This is a genomic window from Paenarthrobacter sp. PH39-S1 (assembly GCF_030063245.1).
In the GTDB taxonomy this organism is placed as follows: Bacteria; Actinomycetota; Actinomycetes; order Actinomycetales; family Micrococcaceae; genus Arthrobacter_M.
The window spans coordinates 87563-109575 of sequence record NZ_JASISR010000005.1 but is presented as its reverse complement, the minus strand read 5'-3'; the positions used below and the strand labels follow the sequence as shown (position 1 = coordinate 109575).

The following is a 22013-nucleotide window of genomic DNA, read 5'->3' as shown; positions in this document are numbered from 1 at the left end:
GAGGAGCACCGACAGTTTCGGCGGCCAGTTCCAACCGGCGGAAGACATGATCGGCGGAAGAGCTGGCGCAGCTTTGAAGCAGGATGCCTGATGAAGCGGAACCGGCCTGCCGGTCAGCCCGTCCGGGTGAGATGGCGACGCCACGGGCGCCCGAAGCCCCGCCGCCCGGGGCCCAACCGTTCGGGACGCAGCCCGATGCCGATGATTCTCGCCGGCAGGACCTGCAGCATGGGTAGTCGACCGAGCAGCCGCAGCATTCGGGGCGCATTCACCGGCTCTGTGCTGCCCAGCATTGGCAGTACCAGGAAGCGCTGTGCCGTCCGCTGCAGCAGCTGTGTTCCGGCGGTCGGGAACCAACGACGCCTGTGGATCAAGGCGAGCGTCCGGCTGTCCGGGGTCCCGAGGTGCAGCGGGCCGGCCAGTATGCGGGCGGCACAGACCGCGTCCTGGATGGCCAGATTAATGCCGACGCCGCCGATCGGGGACATGGCATGCGCTGCGTCCCCGATGAACAACAGTCCTGGTACGGACCAGCGTCGTAGCCTGTCCAGCCGCACGGTCAGCGTGCTGACATCACCGAAATCGCGCACTTCGGCCACGGCGTTTGCCAGCGACGGGACCAGATCCGCTACAGATTCCCGCAGCACTTCGATGCCTGCCGCACGCACCCGTTCGTCCCCGCCTTTGGGGATTACATACGCGACCTGCCAGTACTCGCCACGGTCGATGGCCAGGAGTACGCGGCCCGGGCCAAAATGCATATCCAGCCCCTCGGCCGCTCCCGCTCTGCGGCTGAGGCGGAACCACAGTACATCCATGGGCGCCCCAAACTCCCGCGGCTGCAGACCCGCGCGCCGGCGCAGGACCGAGTTCCGCCCGTCGGCGGCCACGCTCAGTTTCGCCGTCACGTCCATGATGCCGTCCGGCCCCTCCACCCGAACACCGCGGATAACCCCGTTTCGTTCCAGCAGACCGACCGCTTCATGACTGCGCAGCAGCCGGAAGCCAGGCAGCTTCACGGCGGCACCTGCCAATACCGCCAGGAAATCCGACTGCGGCATAAAGCGGATGTAACCATGAGCCGCGTGCAGCCGGGAAAAATCGGCCACCCGATACGTGCCGTCGGCAAACGTTGTGCGCAGCTCCGCGACATCGCGGTGTGGAACCTCCGCTGCCGCCTCCGCCAGGCCCAGTTGATCCAGCACGTCCAAGGTGGACGGATGCACCGTGTCGCCACGGAAATCGCGCAGAAAGTCCGCGTGCTTCTCCAGCACGGTGACATCCACGCCCTGGCGCGCCAGCAGGAGGCCGAGCATCATGCCTGCCGGTCCGCCGCCAACGATGCACACATCAGTCTCCGGGTCCATGGTGCCTATCATGGACTCCGCATCGGCCCGATACAACCGCGTCCGTTACTACCGCCGCTGCGACCCAAGTCCGTTACGACCGGGTCCCGGCTGCCGGCATAATCCCGTTCCCTACCGTCGATGCCGGCTGGTCGCGACGCGGGATAGAACGGGTCCGCCACCGGATGGTGACGGACCCGTTCTCATGGTTACCAGCCGCGCGTGGCCAGACGATGCGGCTCGGGAATTTCGTCCACGTTGATACCGACCATGGCCTCGCCCAGCCCCCGCGAGACCTTAGCGATGACATCAGCGTCGTCATAGAACGTGGTCGCCTTTACAACGGCGGCGGCACGCTCCGCGGGATTGCCGGATTTGAAGATGCCCGAGCCGACGAAGACGCCGTCGGCTCCCAGCTGCATCATCATCGCAGCGTCGGACGGAGTGGCGATGCCGCCGGCCGTAAAGAGCACCACCGGCAGCTTCCCGGTCTGCGCAATTTCCTTCACCAATTCATACGGAGCCTGGAGTTCCTTGGCGGCGACGTAGAGTTCATCCTCCGCGAGCGTGGACAGCCGGCGGATTTCGGCGCGGATCTGGCGCATGTGGGTGGTGGCATTGGATACGTCCCCCGTGCCCGCCTCACCCTTGGAACGGATCATTGCCGCCCCTTCATTGATGCGGCGCAAGGCCTCACCAAGGTTGGTGGCCCCACAGACGAAGGGAACCGTGAAGTTCCACTTGTCAATGTGGTGGGTATAGTCCGCCGGCGTCAGAACTTCCGACTCGTCGATATAGTCCACGCCCAGGGACTGCAGCACCTGCGCCTCAACGAAGTGACCGATGCGCGCCTTCGCCATCACAGGAACCGAGACGGCTTCAATGATCTTGTCGATCATGTCCGGGTCACTCATCCGCGAGACGCCGCCTTGGGCGCGGATATCGGCGGGAACACGCTCCAGCGCCATGACAGCAACCGCGCCGGCATCCTCGGCGATGCGGGCCTGTTCGACGTTGATGACGTCCATGATGACGCCGCCCTTAAGCATCTCGGCCATGCCGCGCTTGACCCGGCTACTGCCGGTCACGTTCACTGTTGCGCCGCCGCTGACGGGACCGGACACGGGCGTTACCTCAGGTGTAGACACAAAAACCCCTATGGGAAAGTAGATGAGAGCCTCTTGCGTAAGGCATCACTAGACAGGTCAATCGTAGTCCTCCGGCCCGGCAGGACTTAATTCGGGCCAGGCACGTTGAGACACGCAGCGGATTACGGATGGCTGCCGGGTGTCTTCCGGGCTGTTGTGCCGCCGGACGGGACGGGGGCGCCCGGACGGGGCCGCGGGATCAGCGCTTTTGCCGTGCGGATTTGGGTCTCCGTACCGCACGCGCACGGGCACTATCAGTGCCGCCGTCGAGCCTGAAAGCCTGCCGGCGGACGGTCATGATTCGCTGGAAGATCGTAACCAAACTGGCCGCGGCCAGCAGGATCAGCACGATCAGCAGCAGAACTTCGCTGATGCCCAGGCCTACCAGCCCCGTGGCCACCAGCACGGAGACCAGACGGTCCGAACGCTCGGCAATGCCGACGTTGGCCGTCATACCCAGTCCTTCGGCCCGCGCTTTGGCATACGAGACGATGCTTCCGAGCACAAGACAGACCAGGGCCATGACCGCAATCACGTGATTGTTGCCGCCGGTGTAAAACCAGACGATGATGCCCGCAAAGACGGCGCCGTCGCCCACCCGGTCCAGCGTGGAATCCAAAAACGCACCCCAGCGCCCCGACCGGCCCAAGGCCCGGGCCATCAGACCGTCGATAATGTCCGAGAAAACAAAGACCGTAATGACCACGGTTCCCCAGAACAGCTGTCCCAACGGATACCAGATCAGCGCGCCGGCGGCGACACCCAGCGTCCCGGCAATGGTCACCGCATCAGGGGAGACACGGCAGCGCACCAGGAAATTGGCCACTGGGCTGAAGATGGCGGCAAAGAGCGCCCGGGCGTACTTATTGAGCATCGTTCCACGCCTCTGCAACCTGGCTCCGGACATCCCCGAGGGTCTGGGTAATGGCTTTGGTCTGGGCAATGATCGGCAAAAAATTGCCGTCACCGCCCCAGCGCGGCACCACGTGCTGATGCAGGTGGGCAGAAATCCCGGCCCCGCCGGTGACGCCCTGGTTCATGCCAAGGTTGAATCCGGAGGGGTTGGAGACCTTGCGCAGCACCCACATGCCACGCTGGGTGAGAGCGGCGAACTCCGCCGTTTCCTCCACCGTGAGGTCCGTATAGTCCGGGATATGCCGGTATGGACAGACCAGCAGGTGGCCGGGATTGTACGGAAAAAGGTTCAGCACCACGTAGACGCTTTCACCCCGGTGCACGATCAGGGACTCCTCATCGGAACGCGATGGGGCCACGCAAAACGGGCACTCATCGTTTTTGAACTGGTCCTGACCGCCCTGGATATAGGCCAGCCGGTGTGGGGTCCACAGGCGCTGGAATGCGTCGGGGACCCCGGGAAGCTCAAAATTGTCGTGCACGGTTCCTGCCCGCACAGTTCCAGCCTGTCCGGTTCCGGACGGTCCGGCGTCGTCCGATGCGTTGCTCACAGCAATCCGCCGATCCGTTACGCTGTCCGGTTCCGGACTGCCTCGACGATACGGGTCACGGCCTCATCAACCGGAACACCATTGTCCTGGCTGCCGTCCCGGAAACGGAAGGACACCGCCGAGGCATCGACATCATCGCCGCCCGCAATCAGCACAAACGGGACCTTGTCTTTGCTGGCCGTGCGGATTTTTTTCGGGAACCGGTCCGAGGAGACATCCACTTCGGCGCGGATTCCCTGCGCCTTGAGCTTGTCCACGACGTCGAACATATACTCGTTGAACGCCTCGGCCACGGGAATGGCCACCACCTGTACGGGTGAAAGCCACGCGGGGAATGCGCCGGCGTAGTGTTCGGTCAGCACCGCGATGAAGCGCTCAATCGAACCGAACAGGGCGCGGTGGATCATCACCGGGCGCTGGCGGGTGCCGTCCGCGGCCTGGTACTCAAGCTCGAAGCGCTCAGGTGTGTTGAAGTCCAGCTGAATCGTGGACATCTGCCACGTGCGGCCGATGGCATCCTTGGCCTGGACGGAGATCTTGGGACCGTAGAACGCGGCTCCGCCCGGATCCGGCACCAGGTCCAGGCCGGAAGCTTCGGCCACTTCAGCCAACGTCGCGGTAGCCTCCTCCCAGACTTCATCGGAGCCGACGGACTTTTCCGGATCCTTGGTCGACAGTTCCAGGTAGAAATCGTTCAGGCCGTAGTCCTTGAGCAGACCCAGCACGAAGTTCAGCGTTTTGGTCAGCTCATCCTTCATCTGCCCGCGGGTGCAGTAGAGGTGGGCGTCGTCTTGGGTCATCCCGCGCACCCGGGTCAAACCGTGGATCACGCCTGACTTTTCATAGCGGTAAACGGCACCGAACTCGAAAAGCCGCAGCGGCAGTTCGCGGTAGGAGCGCCCGCGCGAACGGAAGATCAGGCTGTGCATCGGGCAGTTCATCGGCTTCAGGTAGTAATCCACACCCGGTTTGCGGACCGTGCCGTCGTCGTTAAGCTCGGCGTCCACATGCATGGGCGGGAACATGCCGTCCTTGTACCAGTCCAAGTGCCCGGAGACCTCATACAGATGGCCCTTGGTGATGTGCGGGGTGTAGACGAAGTCATAGCCCGCCTCCACGTGCCGCTGGCGGGAGTAATCCTCCATGGCCTTGCGGATAATGCCGCCCTTGGGGTGGAACACCGGCAGGCCGGAGCCCAGCTCGTCCGGGAAAGAGAACAGGTCAAGCTCGGTGCCCAGTTTGCGGTGGTCGCGGCGCTCCGCCTCGGCCATCCGCTCCTGGTACGCCTTCAGCGCATCCTTGGTGGGCCAGGCCGTGCCGTAAATGCGCTGCAGCTGCTTGTTGTTCTGGTTGCCGCGCCAGTAGGCCGCGGCGCTGCGGGTGAGGGCGAAGGCGTTGGAGATCAGCTTGGTGTTGGGCAGGTGCGGGCCGCGGCACAGATCGCACCAGACGGTGGCGCCCTCTTTGCGCTCCACATTGTCGTAGATGGACAGCTCCGCACCGCCCACCTCAATGTTGGAGCCGTCGTCGACGGAGGCTCCAGCCGCGGCTGCATCATCCCCTTGGGAGCCCTTGATGCCGATTAGCTCCAGCTTGTATGGCTCGTCTTTCATCGCCTCGCGGGCCTCGTTCTCGGTGACGACGCGGCGGACGAACTTCTGGTTGCTGTTGATGATCTTCTGCATCATCTTTTCCAGCTGCTTCAGATCTTCAGGAGTAAAGGGCTCTTCGACGTCAAAATCAAAGTAAAAACCATCGGTGATGTATGGCCCGATCCCGAGCTTGGCATGCGGACGCAGCTGCTGAACGGCCTGGGCCATCACATGGGCGGTCGAGTGCCGGAGCACGTCGAGTCCTTCCGGGGAATCAATAGTCACAGGCTCGACGGCGTCGCCGGCCGCAAGCGGCTGGTCCAGATCCTGCAGCTCACCGTTCACGCGCATCACGACGACCTCGCGCCGCTCGAAAAAGAGCCCGGCACCCGTGGTGCCCGCCGTCACCGTGGTCGCTTCGCCGTCGACGTTAAGGGTGATCTGCGTATCCACTGGCACTGCTGGCTCCTAAATTCGGTTGAGTGGCTCCGTCTAAGCAACATACGAGGGGTGCTGTGAGCCACTTCCGATGGTACTGGGAACTTCCCACGCCGACCAACACACCGCAACTGCGGTGCACGCGGTTCGGCCGGTCACGGTCCTATATCCGCCAGTACCCTATCCGCCCGGTACTTTATCCACCCAGACCGGTGACGGCCAGGGTCCGGCGTGTCCCCCGCAAGGGGTCCTCCGGTGCGGGATCGCGGCTGTGTCCGCCCGTGGGTTGTGCCTTTGGAAGTGGGAGAGTCTCCACGCGGCTCAGATCCCAAGCCTCCAGCGCCTGCAGGCTGATCCCCCGCGGCCCCGTGCGGCGGGTCAGCCCCCGGATCAGCAGCATCCTCGTGCCGAACAGCAGCGGGCCCGACTTTTCCTGCGCCTCGTGGAAGAACGTCGCATCCACGCAGCCGGTGCCGTCGTCGATGCTGATGAAAACCACCCGGCGGCCGCCGCGCATCGGTGGGGTCTGGGTCGCCACCCGGATGCCCGCGACCAGCACCTCCGAATTGTTGCGCATCCCCAACAGTTTATCCGCCGTCGTCACCCCCAGGGACGCCAGCAGCGGGCGGTAGCTGGAGATCAGATGACCACTGACATCCAAAGCCAGCAGATCAAGCTCCGTGCGGATCTTCTCCACCGTGCTTGGCTCCGGCAGCTCATCCTTGAGATTATAGAGCTCCAGATCGCCGAACGGCAGCTGCAGCTGCCCCTCGATCGGTTCCGACCGTTTGCTGCGGGTGGGCAGGCTCTGCAGATGGGCAACCAGATCCGCCCGGCTGGCCGTTGACCCCGTCTCTTCCTTGGCTTTCCGGTGCAGCGCGTCAAATGCCCCCAACTGAGCGAGCCGTTGCATCGTCGGACGGCTCACCCGGGCCTGCGTCCGCAGATCCGCCAAGGAGGCATAGGGCTGGTGGGCCACAATACGTTTAAGCTCGGCGACGGAAAGCCCGTACACCCCCGCCAGGCTCATCCGGATGCCCAGCTTCCGTTGCCCCGTCCGGTCTTCCGGCCGCCGGATTGGAAAAGCCCCGGTCTCCACCGGCGCTTCGACCCACTCCACCCGGTACTCCCCCGAGCTCCGGTTAATGTCCAGCGGCAGAATCGGGATACCCATTCTGCGCGCCTCCGCGACCAGCAGCCGGCGCGGATACATCCCCGGATCGTGTTCCCAGAGACCCGCCAGGAAGGCCTCCGGATGATGGGCTTTCAGCCACGCCGACTGATACGTGGGCACTGCAAAAGCGGCACCGTGGGCCTTGCAGAATCCGAAACTACCGAAGGCCTTCAACGTTTCCCAGACCTGGTCGATGACATCAAGGGAGAAACCCCTCCCTCGTGCCTCTCTGCGGAAAGCGTCCTCCACCTGGGACTCGCCGGGCTCATTACCCAGACTCCGGCGGTACTCATCCGCTTGGGCCAGGCCGCAGCCGGTCATGACATCGAAAGTCTTCAGCACCTGTTCGTGGAAGACAGTGACCCCATGGGTTTCGGCCAGCGCAGGCTTCAGAAGCGGATGCGGGTAGACCTCCGGCGCAAAACCGTGACGATTTTCCAGATACGGCTTGACCATATTGGACTTCATCGGCCCCGGCCGGAACAGCGAAATATCAATGATCAAGTCATTGAATTCCCGCGGCGCCATCTTGCCGATCAGTTCCCGCTGTCCCGGGGATTCAATCTGGAAGCAGCCCAGGGTATGGGTGCTGCGGATCAGTTCAAAGGTGTGTTCATCGTCCAGCGGCACGGCATTAAGATCGATGCGTCCGTTGGCGCAGATATAATCCGGGCCGCTGCCCTGCTCATCCTGTGGATGGTTTCCGGCCACTGTCACCTCGGCCTTGGACGGATGGATCCGGATCACCTCCCGGATCGCATAGGCCATGGCGCTTTGCATCCGCACCCCCAGAATATCCAGCTTAAGCATGCCCATCGGGTCCATGTCGTGCTTGTCGAACTGGCTCATCGCCAATCCCAGCCCGCTGGGCTGCACCGGCGTACGGTCCAGCAACGAACTGTTCCCCAGAATCACCCCGCAGGGATGCATGGAAATATGCCGGGGCAGCCGGTCCAGCCGTTCGGTCAGATCCACCAGCAAATCCAGCTGCTGGCTTTGTTCAAATGCTCCGGCCCGTTGCCCTTCCACCCGCTCGGCAAACTCCCGAAGCTCAGGCTTTTCCGCCATAGCTTCGCGGAAATTACGTGCGGAAAAGCGCCACAGCTGTTTGGCAATGGTGCCGATCTCCTCCTCATCCATCCCCAGCGCCAGCCCGGCATCGCGCACCGCCCCCCGCGCGCGGTAGCCGTTCTGCATACTCATCAACGTCACCCGTTCGGGGCCGAACCGCTCAAAAACCCTGTGATAAACGTTGTGCCGCTCGGCGCTTTCAACATCGATATCGATATCCGGCAAGGTGGAGCGTTTCCCGGAGAGGAAGCGCTCAAAGATCAGATCATGCCGCAGCGGATCAACCTGGCTGATATCCAGCAGATAATTCACCAGGCTGGAGGCCCCGGAACCTCGGGCCGCGGCCCGCACCCCCATGTCAAGGATCATCCGGGACACTTCAGCGACCGTCAGGAAGTAGGAGGCGAAGCCCAGCATGGCAATCACACCCAGTTCCTGCTCCACCCTGTCCCGCGCACGGCGTTCGGCCGTGCCGGTGATGCCCGGGAACCGGCGCGTGATGCCGGCCTCACAGCGCTGTTTTAGTTCCAGCTGCGGTTCCTGCTCGATACCGAGCACCGAGGCCTCCGGCACCCCCGGCTGCTTCCAGCCCATATCCGTAACCGGATCCATCCGGCAGCGGTCCGCCAGTTGTTCTGTATTGGCCAGCAACTGCGCCAGCTCCGACGCGCCGTAGCCTGCTGCGTGCATAATTTCCTTGCCCAGCGACGTCATCTGGCCTGCCGATTTCAGCCACCCCTGCCCGTTGGGCTGGAGCCGGCGTTCAGCACCGGATAACACCGTCAGTGGGCTCAATTCCCGGGCGGAGTCCAGCACATCGGCTGTAGCAGCGCCGTCCCTCTCGCAGTAGCGCACCGCGTTGGTCAGCACAGCGGGGACACCGCATTCCTGCGCCAGTTTGAGCATCCGCACCGCCTGAGCCGTACTCAAGGCCTCACCCGGGGCGCTCAAATGGGTGACGATTTCAGCGGCCATGGTTCCCGCCGGCATCTGCTGATACCAGCGTTGAAACTTCCGACGCGGGATCAGATACTTACGCCCGCCCATGGCGCGGCCAACATCCGACGACGGACCCACCAGTACCGTCAGCACAGGTGCCAGTGTTTGCGGGTCCAAGGAGCGTGAGGCAAGCTGGGCCAGGGTCACTCCCACCGGGCTCCGCGGACCGGCATTGGCATGCGCATCCGACACCAGCCGGCAGAGAGCCCCGTATCCCGCGGATCTGGTCCCGCCATGGGCCAGAACCACCACCCGGCCGCTTTCGACCCTGCCGCTTTGAATCCGGCTGTTTTGAACCCGGCCGCTTTGAACCCGGCCGCTTTGAACCCGGCTGTGACCGGCGCCCCCATTCGCCGGTCCACGCTGATGGGCGCCGTCGTCGTACTGGCCGTCGTCGTACTGCTTGTCCGCCTGATGGTCATACTGGTCGCTGAGCTCCTCCAGAACCGCAAGGTCCACCCCCACCACCGGATCAATCCCCGCCTCCATGCAGGCTTTCACGTGTTTTACTGTGCCGTAGAGACCGTCCCGGTCCGTGCAGGCCAAAGCACCCGCTCCGTCAGCGGCGGCGGCCCGAACCAGATCATCGGGCCAGGAAACCCCGTAATGGGCGCTGAAAGCGGTGGAAACGTGCAGATGGGTGAAGCTCATAAGTAATCCAAAGTGTTGTTTCCCGAACCGGTCGATGTCCTGCCCTTGTCAGCAGCTGCTGCATACCAGTTGCTCGGCCAAGCGGGCGGTGCGGGCTGCATTTTTTAGGCGCTGCGCGCCTGTACGGCATCGTGGACCTGCAATAGGCGCCAGCGGCCGCTGTCCGGGTGGTGGCTCAGATCAAAGGTGCACAGCGGTCCCCGCCCGTCGAGCCTGGCCTGAATCCGCCAGATTTCATGGTCCACCAGCCCAGCGCCGTGGCCGCGCTCGGCCCGGCTTTCCTCCGCCCACCATTTGCGTCGTTCGTACCACCGCAGAGGTTCCGCCCCAATGATGTAGCTGCGCCCCTGCCAGTTCAGCCGCAGCGGCAGCCCGGCAGCGGAACGGATCACTTCTACCGGTTCGCTGAACGTCCCCATCGCTGCACCTCCGCTCCCCTTTGCCCGGCGGCTATCGGCGCCGCTCACCGTGCTGATTCCAATACCCGCGGTTTTCAAATACTTACGGTTGTGAATACGCGCAGTGTTCAAATACACGCTGTTTCAAATACACGCTGTTTCAAATACACGCTGTTTCAAATACACGCTGTTTCAAATATGTACTGTTTCAAATATGTACTGTTTCAAATATGTACTGTTTCAAATATGTACTGTTTCAAATATGTACTGTTTCAAATATGTACTGTTTCAAATATGTACTGTTTCAAATATGTACTGTTTCAAATATGATTGACTCGAACATATCTTCTAATAGATTCAAGTGTACGCCCGGCCCCGCTGAAGCACAACGGGCTCCGATCGCACAGGAAGCCCCCGCGTCACAAGTGCGTGACGAAATATAGCTGGCCCGGCAATTGCCGTCTAGCATGTGTGTACAGGCCATCGACGACGCTGGCAACGCCGCAACCTATGAGTCACAAGAGGAGCGCTCCATGACCAACATGGTCACCCTTATCGCACGGACCACACCCCTCGAACGAGACCTCAAAACGGAATCCCGGCCGGCAACCAGCACGGACATCCGCAAGCTTGGCGAGCTCTACTTCACGGCGTACGATCCAGGCGTTGCCAGCGAAAACGTGGAAGCCGCCGTCGCGGACGTCGAAGCGTCCTTCGAAGGCAAATACGGCACCTACCTGCCGGAGGCATCACACGTCGTGGTGGACGAAGCCGGTGAGATCATCGCGGCGATCCTGGTGGTGGAACGCGCCACGTGGGAGGACACCCCGGACGCACCCTTCATCATCGAACTCTTCACTGACCGGCAGCACCGCCGCCAGGGCCTGGCTGAGGACCTGGTGCGCGCCTCCCTGGACACACTCTTCCACGCCGGCCACAAGGAAGTTGCGCTGCGCGTCAACGAAGAAAACTCCGCAGCCCTGGCCCTGTATCTCTCACTGGACTTCCACCGCTGGTCTCCGGAGGAAAACGAAGTCTGACCCGGGGTAACGGATGGGTGCCGGTGCGCTGCCGGCGGAATTCAGCACGGGCCCTAGGCGCGATGTGACTGCACCCGAAGTTCGAGTTCAATAAACGCGCTGATCATGGCACGGTAGGTGGCTTCAGCCACCTCAGGATCCACCTTCTTCTCGGCGGCGAGCTGCCGCACACGATCGATGACCTGGTCGACGCGCGCCGGTGCCAGCACGGCCGCTTTGTCAGCCTTCAACGTTCCGGCGATCCTGACCAAGCGCTCTCGGCGTGCAATCAGCGTCACCATCTGTTCGTCCACTTCGTTGATGGCGATGCGGACAGCCGAGAGTTGGGCTTTCTGAGTCTTTTCACCTTTTCGGTCCATTTCATTAGCCTAACGAGCCTTGCAACCGTGGGTCCATCCAACACGGTGCGAGGTAGCCGCCGGCCCCACCGCGAACGGCGGGGTGGACACGAGGTCGACGACGCTGCTCAGGTGTGCGGCCATACTCCTGAGCTGCCCCGGCGGTGGCTGTCCAACAAGTGGGTGTCGAGGATCCCGATGGCTTCCATCAGTGCGTACATGGTGGTCGGGCCTACGAAGGCGAATCCTTTCTTCCGCAGTGCCTTGGACAGGGCCACCGACTCGGGACTGCGCGTCGGGATGTCTCCGAGGCTAAGCGGCGCCGGTGTTGCTGCCGGTTGGAAGGACCACACAAAGTTCACCAGTCCACCGTCTCCACGCAGCGCGATGGTGGCCTTCGCATTCGTGATCGCGGCCCGGACCTTGAGCTTGTTGCGGACGATGCCGGCATCACCGAGCAGCCGCTCGACATCGGCCTCGGTGTACGCTGCGACGGTTTCCGGGTGGAACTCAGCGAAGGCGCGGCGGAAGGCCGGACGCTTACGCAGGATCGTGGCCCAGGACAGGCCAGCCTGGAATGCCTCCAGGCTGATGCGCTCGTAGATCCCCTGCTCGTCACGGACCGGCATGCCCCATTCCGTATCGTAGTACTCCCGCAGCATCGGATCGACGGCAGCCCAGGCCGGGCGCGCCAGCCCGTCCTCCCCGACCACCACACCATTGACGGACCGGGGGCCAGGTGTGATGGTACCGGGGCCTCCTTCAACGGTGATCGAGGACAGCTCGGGGGTCGTGGTCTTCAATATACTTTCCATCGAGGGGTCTGCCTTTTTGTCCGGGTCTGGGTGCTGCCTACCCGACAGCGGCTCGTGTCGCCGATGCACAGCAGCTCGTGCCGCCGACGCACAGCGGCTCGTGCCGCCGATACTCAGCGGATTACACCGGCCCGCCGCCGGTTTCGTCCTTGTCCTGATGCATCCCCATTTTAGCGGTGTGATCACCGGGTGAGGCGGTAGGCCCCCTTCAGCCATGATGCGGCAGTGGCATGCCAGCCGACGCCGTCCAAGCGGTTCCGAGCTCGGCATCAATGACTCGATCCGGGACCACTGGTCATCAGTCAAAACTGCAGTACGAGACATACCGGCTACGCGGACATTAGGAAACACGCCCTAGCTTTTCGGCTCATACCGCATCGCCACCGCCCCCGAGCCGAACTCCAGCCGGCTCACGAGCCTCAAATCGACATGCCTCGATAGCCCCGCGAACAACGTCGGCCCGTGGCCCGCGAGCCTGGGCTGCACCACGAACTCGTACTCATCGATCAATCCCAGCTCCGCCAGCGCCAGCGGAAGCTTCACGCCGCCCACGAACAGTCCCTTACCCGGCTCTCGCTTGAGCTGCTGAACGGCCTTTCCCAGATCCCCGCGCACGAGCTCCGCGTTCCAATCGACCCGGTCCAGGGTGCTCGACACGACGTACTTCTTTGCCGCGTCGATCGTCCGGGCGAACGGTTCCATCCAATCGGGCCTCGCTCCAATCGGCGCCGCTCCCGTCGGCGCCGCTCCCGTCGGCGCCCGCCACGCTGCTTCCATCATCTCGTAAGTCACGCGGCCAAAGAGGAGGGCATCGGCCTGAACGAGGTTCTCGACCGCATGACGATGCAGGTCTTCGTCCGCGACCATCGCACGATGATCGCAGCACCCATCCAATGTGACGTTGATGGAATACCGAAGGGGTCGCATTACGCAAGCGTACCGATGGGGCAGTGAGCGTGCACACCACGATCAACCGTGCCCCATCAGCACGCGACGGACCTTCCCCGCGTCACGGGGGGGCTTTGTCGAGCCATCACACTCTGGCTGAGCGCATTTGGAGACTCGCCGTAGCGCTGCCCCATAATGAATACATGTGTGGCAGATACGTTATGGCGCGCAGCACCGGAGACCTTGTTGCATCCTTCGATGTCGCAGAGTCCTCCGTAGGGAACATTCGGCCGTCCTACAACATCGCACCGACCGACGAGGTCCCCCTTGTCATCGCGCGCAAGCCGTCCGGAGCTAATGAACTATCCCGGAAGCTGACCACCGCGCGTTGGGGCCTCGTCCCTTCATGGTCGAAAGACTCCAAATCGGGTGCGCGCCTCATCAACGCCCGGATGGAAACTGTGACCGAAAAACCGTCGTTCCGCCAAGCCGCCGCCAAGAGACGGGGGTTACTGATTGCCGATGGGTACTTTGAATGGCAGAAGACCCCGGACGGAAAAATACCGACCTACCTACACGGTAAAGACGAAGAAATTCTCGCCTTCGCCGGACTCTTTGAATATTGGCCCGATCCGGCGCTGCCAGACGATCATCCGGACAAGTGGCTGCGGACATGCACAATCATCACTACGGCCGCGGCGGACTCACTTGGCCATATTCACGACAGGACACCGCTGATCGTTCCACCCGATCTCTACGCCGATTGGCTGGATCCGGCAACTACCAATGCGGCTGAAGTGGACCACCTGCTTGACGCGATTCCCGAACCTAGGCTGGTGCCCCGTGTTGTCAGCACCGAAGTTAACAGCGTTCGAAATAACGGACCCCATCTGATCGCAACAGCTCCCGGCATCGACTGAGCGGATGGACTCCGCGAGGAGCAGACAGCGTGAGGACAACCGGAATCTTGGTGAGTTGTGAACTGGCCGTAGACATTCTCATGGGCTTTACTTTGGGCGCGCTTTTGCCACGAGCACGAGCGCAGGGCCTGAGCCAACCATTTCGTAGGCGATCGCCGCCGCGTCTGCAGACTGGACCGTTTGGGATGTCGTCATGGCGCTGTCCTCTCTCCTGCCGTCCCGGCTCATGCTTCCACTCCCGCGAGGACGGCGTCGAGCTTAATGAACGACTCGTTCCAGCTGTCACGGTTCATATCGCGGAGCTGTGGTGTGAAGGGGCCCTGCTGCACGGTGATGCGGGTCTTCCCGCCGTGATCGTGGAACTGAAGGCGCAGGATCTCGTTGTCGAGGAATCCTTCTCTCGCGTCATCGCACTCTGATATGGCGAGGCTTCATCCAGACGGTCGAAGCTGCCGTTCCAGAAGCGGCGAAACTTTTCCATGTACTCGGTCGCCTCCCTGAGGGGCCCTGCTTCGAGATGGCTGAAGCGGGCGGTTGCGGCCCGGCTCGGCGAGTTTGGCGACGTTGGCGTCACCTTGGCTGAGCCGGGAGAGGATGGCACACCTGGTCGGGTCCGCAAAAGCCGCAAAGACGTTCGTGAGCTGATCTTCCATAATATAACCATGTCGTTCTAGAAGCGAATAGTTACAGACTACTGCGTGATTGAGGCCGTCAAGACGGAGGGGTGAGTGAGCGGTGATGCCTGCGAACTTGGCGGCAGGTGTGCACGGACGACGGCGGCCGTCCCGCTTGGGCGCGTCGGGTGCGGTGCCGGAGCGCCGCTGCGGAATATCAGCGGCCCCCGCTAACGTTGAAATCATGGACCATGCGGTCCGCACGCCGGCGAAGGCATCACCGCCAAGCACGCGTTCAAAAAACCCGAGGAGCACCCGTGGACTACACGCCCGAAACCGGCACCATTACGATGTTTTCAACGTCCTGGTGTGGATACTGCCGCCGGCTCAAGAGCCAGCTGGAGGCTCAGGGAATCGGCTACACCGAAATCAACATCGAGGATGTTCCCGGCACCGCTGAATTGGTCGAGAAGCTCAACGGCGGCAACCAGACTGTCCCCACCGTCATCTTCCCGGACGGGTCCTCGGCCACCAACCCGTCGCTGCGCGACGTGCAGACCAAGCTGGCCGCCTGAGCCAACAAGGTTTCCCACTGGCTGTCCCGCCGGCTGCGCCGCAGAAGCCACATGAAGCCGCATAAAACTGTGCGACGCCGGTCGGACGGCCACCGCTGGCCTCCCGTTGACGGCGGTTATCCGTCCCTGCGACTCATTCCGGCAGGAATCGGCCCAGAGTGGACAACGAGGGCCGGACAGGCTGTGATAGACAGACAGAAGACAGAGCGGGCAGCCGCCTGCTGATTTCCCAGCTGAAGGAGAGAGCTCATAGTGGTGCATAAAGTTCAGGGCGTTGTTGCGCTGACCAAGGGAGCCCCTGTCACACTGGAAACCATTCTGGTACCCGACCCGGGCCCCGGCGAAGCCCTGGTGGATATCATCACCAGCGGCGTCTGCCATACGGATTTGCATTACAAGCTCGGCGGAATCAGCGACGATTTCCCCTTCCTCTTAGGTCATGAGGCCACCGGCGTCGTCAACGCCGTGGGGCCGGATGTCACCGAAGTCGCCCCGGGCGACCGTGTGATTCTGAACTGGCGGGCCGTCTGCGGCAAATGCCGCGCGTGCAAGCGGGGCCAGGCCCAGTATTGCTTCAATACGCATAACGCTACCCAGAAGATGACCCTTGAAGACGGTACCGAGCTGACACCGGCCCTGGGAATCGGAGCATTTGCCGAAAAAACCCTGGTCGCCGCCGGTCAGTGCACCAAGGTCGACCCGGAAGCCGATCCTGCCGCCGTCGGCCTGCTCGGCTGCGGCGTGATGGCCGGGCTCGGTGCCGCCATCAACACCGGCGGAGTAAAGCGCGGCGACTCTGTGGCCGTGATCGGCTGCGGCGGCGTCGGCTCCGCAGCCATCGCCGGCGCGGCACTGGCCGGCGCCACCACAATCATTGCCGTGGACATCGATCAGAAAAAGCTTGACCGCGCCGCCACCATGGGTGCCACCGACACGGTCAACTCGTCCGCGGCGGATCCCATCGAGGCCATCCGCGCCCTCACCGGCGGCTTCGGCGCAGACGTGGTGATTGACGCCGTCGGCCGTCCGGAAACCTACACCCAGGCGTTCTACGCCCGCGACCTAGCCGGGACCGTGGTGCTGGTGGGTGTGCCCTCGCCGGAGATGACGCTGGAACTGCCGCTGCTGGACGTCTTTGGCCGCGGTGGGTCGCTCAAATCATCGTGGTATGGCGATTGCCTGCCGTCCCGGGACTTCCCGATGCTGGTCAGCCTCTACCGTCAGGGCCGGCTGGATCTGGACGCCTTCGTCACGGAGCGGATCGGCATCGGCCAGATCGAGGAGGCCTTCGACAAGATGCGTGAGGGCTCCGTGCTGCGTTCGGTGGTGGAGCTCTGATGGGCCTGCGGATTGAGCGGCTGATCACCTCGGGCACTTTTTCGCTCGACGGCGGCACCTGGGATGTTGACAACAATGTCTGGATCGTGGGCGATGATCAGGAGTGCGTCATCATCGACGCCCCCCACGACGCCCAGGCGATCATAGACCAGCTCGACGGCCGCCGGGTCAAGGCGCTGCTGCTGACGCACGCCCATAATGACCACATCGGTGCGGCGGAGCGGCTGGCCGAAGACGCCCGCGCCCCTATTTACCTGCACCCCGCTGACCGGATGCTCTGGGACGCCGTGTATCCCGGCTTCGGCCCCGGCCACGAAGTCAACGACGGCGACACCTTCGACGTCGCCGGCGCCACCCTCACGGCCCTGCACACTCCGGGCCATTCCCCCGGCTCGGTCTGCTATTACCTGCCTGCCGAGGGCACCGTGTTCACCGGCGATACGCTTTTCAACGGCGGGCCGGGGGCCACAGGACGTTCCTTCAGCGATTTTCCCACCATCATCGAGTCCATCCGGAGTAAGCTGTTCGTCCTTCCCGCGGAGACCGTAGTCCGGACCGGGCACGGGGATTCGACGACGGTGGGCGCGGAATCTCCTGCCCTGCAGGACTGGATCGACCGCGGGCAGTAGGCGGCCCTCTTGGGCACAGATGGGGTACGGCGGTCATCAATGTGCGGACTGAGTTGAAGCGGTTTAAGTACGACGGCGGCCGGGCGGGTCAGTTGATGACGTTCAGTTCCGTGCGGGCGGCGTAGGCGCCCAGCACGGCCGCCGCAACCTCGTCGACCGTCAGTCCATGCACAAGGTCCGCCGCGCCGCCGGCCGTCAGTGGATTCCAGTCCAGCCCGAGCGCAGCGTAACAGTCCGTCAGCACCGAGCGCAGCGGGGCGGAATTCTCCACCACGATGACCGAGCTGAACAGCCAGGCGCCCGACACGACGCGCTGCGCGGTGCCCACCAGCTTGATCCGCCCGTCCCAGGACCCGTCGCCAAGGTCTGTTCCCGCGGCACCCCGACCGAATACCGTGTACTCCCCTGGGCAGTATTCCCGGGGAATCTCCCCCACACCGGCGTCCACACCCAGGTTCTGCAGCGCCTCGGCAAAAAGATCCCCGAAGTACCTGAACCGCGGCTTCGCGTGCACCATTGCGTCCGGCAGCGGCTCAATATGGTCCACAATCAGGCAGCCCGGGTGGTAGGCCGCAGCCCGGCCACCCGCCTTGCGGATCAAGGGTTCGAATCCCTGAGCCGCCGCCGCAGCGCCGGCAGCGGCAAAACCGGGAAGGTTGGCATCGCGTTGCCCGAAGGCCATCGTTGGCTTTGGACGGTACAGCCGCAGCGTCGGGCCGATCTCCCCCGCCCGCGCCGCCGCCAGCAGGCTTAGTCCGTGGTCAAGATCCGCCGCAGCACCGAGGGAGGTCTCCTGCCGCAGCACGGCAAGGGCAGGGGCCATGCTCACCAGGTCAGCGCTCATTCAGGCTGCCGGAAGCTGACGTACCGTGAGGATCTGGGATGCCACGCCGAACGGTCCGTGCGCGTCATTGAGCACGGAATTCGTCAACCCGATCCCGTCGGTCCCAAACGTCACGCTGGTGTCCAGTCCCAGCCATTCCCCCACCGGCTCCCGATGCAGGTGGATGGACAGATCCACGTTCGGGAACATGTAGCTGCCCGGCCCGGGAGGAATGCGGGAGGCGATGCCGTTGGCGGTGTCCACCAAGCCCATCAACCGCACCAGGTCGGTCGTCGGCTCCCCCTCAACCATTGGATACGGGCTGCGGACCCACACCTGACCGCGTCCGGGGCGGTGACCGGGGACCACCTTGACCTTTAGGGAGGCAATGTAGCCGCCGGGCCACTGATCGAGGTCGTGCCACGAGCCGGCCTCTTCCACCCCCGGCATCGCCTCGTCCTCAACGGCGGCGACGTCTGCAGTCTCACCGCGCTGAAGCCGCCAGGCGGTGGCGCGGACGGCCACCCGCTCATCGGCGATCAGCTCGGCCTGCAGCAACTCGATGGTCCTGCCGGGCCGTATCACCTTGGTCTCAATCCGGAACTTCCCGGCCGGAATGATGCCCAGAATATCGAAGCTGATCCGGGCCATCCGCAGCTCGGGTCGCGGCTGGTGAAGCTCCAGCCCACGGGTCATGATCCCTGAAACGGGCGCCATGTGCTGCTCGTGCGGGTTCCAGGCGCCCTGCGTATGGATGCTGGATTCGTAACTGCCATCGCCCAAGGACCGGTAAAAATAGTCCTGCCGTTCAGATCCGGACGGCACGTCGCCATGCTCCCTGAACATGACCGATCCGTCGTCGCCGGTTTTCTCACTCTGCATGCCAAAGACTCTACCTGCACCATGCCCGCCCCTTTGATTAGGACCCTCTGATTCGGGGCGGCGGCTCTGGAATTGCGCCTAGCTGAGGTTAACCCGGCAAATCGGCGTTAAGTTAACATGACGGGCACCGTCAATACGGCCCTCATCGTCGGTCCATGACGTCATCGCAGCTGTGTCTTGGCTCTTGGTGCAACAGCATCAGTTTCAGATGAAGCCACACATCGTGCCCTCAGCATTGGAGACCCATCCGTATTGGTGTAGGGCAAACGAATCGGGGGTAGCCGTAACGGCTACCCTCGATTCGCGTTGCGTTCAATTACTGCAAAGGCACTGTCCGGTGGTGGTGGTGCTCAGCCGTACCCGGCTTGATGGCCGCCGCGGTAACGATGACCGCAATGGCGCCTGTTATCCAGGACGTCCAGGCCGCACCCGACGCTCCGGTGTAGGACCCGATCCAAGGGGAGATGAACAGCAGCGCAGCCACAACCGCTTGCGCCCACTCCATTGCCTGCATCCCAGGCATCGCCAGATTCACCAGACCTGCGATTACCAGCAGTCCGCCGAAGATGATCATCAACGATGCGGAGGCTCCAGCATGAGTCGTCCACGTCGTCGCGAGCACCGCGTACAGACCGACTACGATGGCAGCCCAATCCTGCCAGCGCGTCCATTTCTTCATTAGAACCCATCTCCTTGAGACTTGGCTCCCGGGTGTGGGAGTCTCGACAGGTCCAGCTCCAAACAGGGGCCGGGCTCCACTTCCAGTCAACTCCTCAGCGGGCGGGCTGTCCAGTGGTTTTTTTCACCCAGGCTCCATCACCGCGCTTAGGCATAAACGGTTTTTTCGACCTTCCACTGCATCAGCCGCGGATATACCCAGAAGGTATAGATACCGAGGGTAATTATGCTTAGCAAGAACCACTTGATCCAGTGGCCGAAGATGCCCATACCGGTCCCAACGAAGCGCAGTTGCCGGCCATGCAGGTATGTATTAGTCGCCCGCCAGCGCTCTACCAGAACGACGGCGAACGGGTAGCAAATGCCGAGGGTGCAGACCGTTATCAGCGCCCCGAGAAGCCGAGTGCCGAACCACGTCGCCGCGCCTCCGCGGAATTCATAGATTCCAGAGCCGGCAATGCTGGAGATTTCCGTCTTGGGCGCACCGCCCGCCTGCCCAGAAGTCATTTGGTGCTGATTAATACTCATTCATTTCCCCAATGTTTAGAAGTCAGTGTTTAGAAGTCAGTGCGAACAGTAGAAGACTAATGCCCATTCCGGATTCCGCCGCTATTGGTCAATCTGCACCCGTGCCGCCTCCTGCATCAGCGGATCCGAGATCATCACCGTCGCCGTGCCCGGGGCAATGTCAAAGGCCACCGAGCCTCGCGCTTTATCGCCCGGAAGTACGTCGCCGGCTCCCAAAGGGTTCGCCACGAAGAGACTCTGATCCGCCTTGCGGCCTTCGGCGTCCTTGGCGGAGACATAGAACGGGTTGGAGCTTGTTTTCCCCTTCTCCGTCTCCCACAGGATGTCCAGGACGAGGAATCCGCCGTTCTTGCCGGCCACGGAGAAGGCTGGGTCGCCCACACTCTCCGTTCGCGTGGCGGAGACGATGGTGATCTTGGCGGTATTGCCGTTGCGCATGGTGACGGTGAAGGGCGTCCCGACGGTCGGAGCGGCGGGAGTGGTTTCCGCTGCGGCAGCCGGTTTGCCCTCCGCTGCCGCGGCAGCCGCATCGGGCGTTGCGGGGGCGCCGGAGCAGGAGCTCAGCGTGAGGCCGAGCAGGAGCGCAGCCGCGGGAACCAGGAGGGTCCGGCAACGGATCGCCGTGCGGGCCGGTGGCTTCTGCGGAAGTGACTTCTGCTGCGGTGCGGCGGACGAATCGGAGAGGTGGTGAAGTGTGGAGCGCATGGTGTGCCTTTCATAGGTCAAACGTGGCTGAAGAAGTTGCCGAAGAATCAATGGAGCAAGTACGAATCGGCGTTCGTGGTTACTGCTTTTCCCAGCTGCCGCAGCGGCTGGACTTGAAGTCCTGGCCGGCGGCGAGCAGCACACTGGGTCTGCCCCCGCCTGGGACATCGTTCTCGATGATCTGGCTGCCGTTGCTGCCGCTCTGGTAGATCCCCCAGTAGCATCCGGACTGCACGGCGGCGGCGGCCCGGTACGTCCCCGGCTCAATATCCGTGCCGACAACCCAGGTTCCGTCCCGGAAAGTGTTGGCTGCCTTTTGCTTTTCGACCCCCGCGACGGCGTCTTCACGCTTCTTCACGGCAGCCTGGGCATCCTTAAGGGCTGCTTCGCCCGCCCCGACAACCGTTTCCCGGGCCGTGACTTTGGCCTCGCGGTCGGGAACACCCTTCAGCAGGGCGCTATACAGGACGTTGACTCGTCCGTGATCTGCCCGCGCCGAATCCCGGTCCTGTTCAGCCGCGGATTTTTCCTTATCCAGCGCAACGTAAGCTGCGCTGGTTTTCGGATCAGGCATCGAATAACCCGCCACCGCGCCGCCGGCGAACAAGAGCACGGCCACCCCAATGCCCGCGGTCCATTTCACCGTCCACCGCCCCGGCACTTTGCCGGCCTGATGCTCCGAAACGTCCGTTTCCTCGTCGGGTAGAACTGTCATCTCCGTGGTCCTTTCAATCTTTCGGGGCGGGGCCCGCAGCGGATCCCTCACCACGTCTGCCGGGGTAGTCCGGCATCGTTACCGGTCCGGGAATGGCGCTGCCGAATAGCCTTCCGCTGGCCAGTCCGAGCACCGTACCGTCCGAGCCGTAGAGCAAAGTACGCGCTGGCGTCGAGGCGGTGTCGGTGGGAAGCCCAATTCGAGGGCCACGGTTGGTTCCCTTGGTCGGCTCGTTCACAAGG

Annotated in this window: 22 protein-coding genes; 5 read left to right on the top strand and 17 right to left on the bottom strand. The window is 63.0% G+C overall.

Going from position 1 to position 22013, the window contains the following annotated elements:
* Positions 1–113: 113 nt before the first annotated feature.
* The 7 genes from QMG52_RS05055 to QMG52_RS05025 all read right to left on the bottom strand — a co-directional run bounded on the left by QMG52_RS05055 (position 114) and on the right by QMG52_RS05025 (position 10304).
* Complete coding sequence (locus QMG52_RS05055; protein WP_283559328.1) at positions 114–1367, bottom strand: FAD-dependent oxidoreductase; 1254 nt, start codon at positions 1365–1367, stop codon at positions 114–116.
* A gap of 188 nt (positions 1368–1555) precedes the next feature.
* Positions 1556–2470: a pyridoxal 5'-phosphate synthase lyase subunit PdxS gene (gene pdxS, locus QMG52_RS05050; RefSeq protein WP_434621456.1), complete on the bottom strand. Its 915-nt coding sequence runs from the start codon at positions 2468–2470 to the stop codon at positions 1556–1558.
* A 223-nt stretch (positions 2471–2693) separates the two neighbouring features.
* Complete coding sequence (pgsA, locus tag QMG52_RS05045) at positions 2694–3368, bottom strand: phosphatidylinositol phosphate synthase (RefSeq protein ID WP_283559326.1); 675 nt, start codon at positions 3366–3368, stop codon at positions 2694–2696.
* On the bottom strand, positions 3358–3906 hold the full coding sequence (locus tag QMG52_RS05040) for an HIT family protein (protein WP_283559394.1): 549 nt from the start codon (positions 3904–3906) through the stop codon (positions 3358–3360). Before QMG52_RS05040 ends, pgsA begins: the two co-directional genes overlap by 11 nt.
* A gap of 71 nt (positions 3907–3977) precedes the next feature.
* Positions 3978–6011: a threonine--tRNA ligase gene (gene thrS, locus QMG52_RS05035; RefSeq protein ID WP_283559325.1), complete on the bottom strand. Its 2034-nt coding sequence runs from the start codon at positions 6009–6011 to the stop codon at positions 3978–3980.
* A 175-nt stretch (positions 6012–6186) separates the two neighbouring features.
* Positions 6187–9885: a DNA polymerase III subunit alpha gene (locus QMG52_RS05030; RefSeq protein WP_283559324.1), complete on the bottom strand. Its 3699-nt coding sequence runs from the start codon at positions 9883–9885 to the stop codon at positions 6187–6189.
* Between the two features lie 104 nt (positions 9886–9989).
* A complete protein-coding gene (locus QMG52_RS05025) occupies positions 9990–10304 on the bottom strand; it encodes a DUF6504 family protein (protein WP_283559393.1) in 315 nt (104 codons plus the stop codon).
* 446 nt (positions 10305–10750) lie between these two features.
* Between QMG52_RS05025 and QMG52_RS05020 the strand changes: the two genes are divergently transcribed.
* Positions 10751–11323, top strand: a complete 573-nt coding sequence (locus QMG52_RS05020) for a GNAT family N-acetyltransferase (RefSeq protein WP_283559323.1) — start codon at positions 10751–10753, stop codon at positions 11321–11323.
* 53 nt (positions 11324–11376) lie between these two features.
* Here the strand turns inward: QMG52_RS05020 and QMG52_RS05015 are convergent, their stop codons facing one another.
* The 3 genes from QMG52_RS05015 to QMG52_RS05005 all read right to left on the bottom strand — a co-directional run bounded on the left by QMG52_RS05015 (position 11377) and on the right by QMG52_RS05005 (position 13403).
* A complete protein-coding gene (locus QMG52_RS05015) occupies positions 11377–11682 on the bottom strand; it encodes a chorismate mutase (RefSeq protein WP_283559322.1) in 306 nt (101 codons plus the stop codon).
* A gap of 107 nt (positions 11683–11789) precedes the next feature.
* Complete coding sequence (locus QMG52_RS05010) at positions 11790–12407, bottom strand: DNA-3-methyladenine glycosylase I (protein ID WP_283559392.1); 618 nt, start codon at positions 12405–12407, stop codon at positions 11790–11792.
* Between the two features lie 423 nt (positions 12408–12830).
* Positions 12831–13403 (bottom strand): dihydrofolate reductase family protein, encoded by a 573-nt coding sequence (locus QMG52_RS05005; RefSeq protein ID WP_283559321.1) that lies wholly within the window; start codon positions 13401–13403, stop codon positions 12831–12833.
* 164 nt (positions 13404–13567) lie between these two features.
* Here QMG52_RS05005 and QMG52_RS05000 point away from each other — a divergent pair, with 164 nt between their 5' ends.
* The 4 genes from QMG52_RS05000 (at position 13568) to QMG52_RS04985 (ending at position 17440) form a co-directional block, all read left to right on the top strand.
* Positions 13568–14284 (top strand): SOS response-associated peptidase, encoded by a 717-nt coding sequence (locus QMG52_RS05000; protein WP_283559391.1) that lies wholly within the window; start codon positions 13568–13570, stop codon positions 14282–14284.
* 931 nt (positions 14285–15215) lie between these two features.
* A complete protein-coding gene (locus tag QMG52_RS04995; protein WP_283559320.1) occupies positions 15216–15473 on the top strand; it encodes a mycoredoxin in 258 nt (85 codons plus the stop codon).
* 252 nt (positions 15474–15725) lie between these two features.
* On the top strand, positions 15726–16811 hold the full coding sequence (locus QMG52_RS04990) for an S-(hydroxymethyl)mycothiol dehydrogenase (RefSeq protein WP_283559319.1): 1086 nt from the start codon (positions 15726–15728) through the stop codon (positions 16809–16811).
* Complete coding sequence (locus QMG52_RS04985) at positions 16811–17440, top strand: MBL fold metallo-hydrolase (RefSeq protein WP_283559318.1); 630 nt, start codon at positions 16811–16813, stop codon at positions 17438–17440. Before QMG52_RS04990 ends, QMG52_RS04985 begins: the two co-directional genes overlap by 1 nt.
* 88 nt (positions 17441–17528) lie before the next feature.
* Here QMG52_RS04985 and QMG52_RS04980 read toward each other — a convergent pair whose 3' ends face one another.
* The 7 genes from QMG52_RS04980 to QMG52_RS04950 all read right to left on the bottom strand — a co-directional run bounded on the left by QMG52_RS04980 (position 17529) and on the right by QMG52_RS04950 (position 22009).
* The gene (locus QMG52_RS04980; RefSeq protein WP_283559317.1) at positions 17529–18284 is read right to left on the bottom strand and encodes a lipoate--protein ligase family protein; all 756 of its coding nucleotides are present in this window, start codon (positions 18282–18284) and stop codon (positions 17529–17531) included.
* Positions 18285–19109 (bottom strand): thioesterase family protein, encoded by an 825-nt coding sequence (locus QMG52_RS04975; RefSeq protein ID WP_283559390.1) that lies wholly within the window; start codon positions 19107–19109, stop codon positions 18285–18287. It lies immediately after the preceding gene.
* A 352-nt stretch (positions 19110–19461) separates the two neighbouring features.
* A complete protein-coding gene (locus tag QMG52_RS04970; protein WP_283559316.1) occupies positions 19462–19824 on the bottom strand; it encodes an SPW repeat domain-containing protein in 363 nt (120 codons plus the stop codon).
* A 146-nt stretch (positions 19825–19970) separates the two neighbouring features.
* Positions 19971–20351: a DUF898 family protein gene (locus QMG52_RS04965; protein WP_283559315.1), complete on the bottom strand. Its 381-nt coding sequence runs from the start codon at positions 20349–20351 to the stop codon at positions 19971–19973.
* An 81-nt stretch (positions 20352–20432) separates the two neighbouring features.
* Positions 20433–21056, bottom strand: a complete 624-nt coding sequence (locus QMG52_RS04960) for a DUF4352 domain-containing protein (RefSeq protein WP_283559314.1) — start codon at positions 21054–21056, stop codon at positions 20433–20435.
* 79 nt (positions 21057–21135) lie between these two features.
* Positions 21136–21771 carry an Rv1352/Rv1906c domain-containing protein gene (locus QMG52_RS04955; RefSeq protein ID WP_283559313.1) on the bottom strand — a complete coding sequence of 212 codons (636 nt, stop codon included), beginning with the start codon at positions 21769–21771 and terminating at the stop codon, positions 21136–21138.
* 13 nt (positions 21772–21784) lie between these two features.
* Positions 21785–22009, bottom strand: coding sequence for a hypothetical protein (locus QMG52_RS04950; RefSeq protein ID WP_283559312.1), 225 nt, complete (start codon positions 22007–22009; stop codon positions 21785–21787).
* Positions 22010–22013 lie beyond the last annotated feature (4 nt).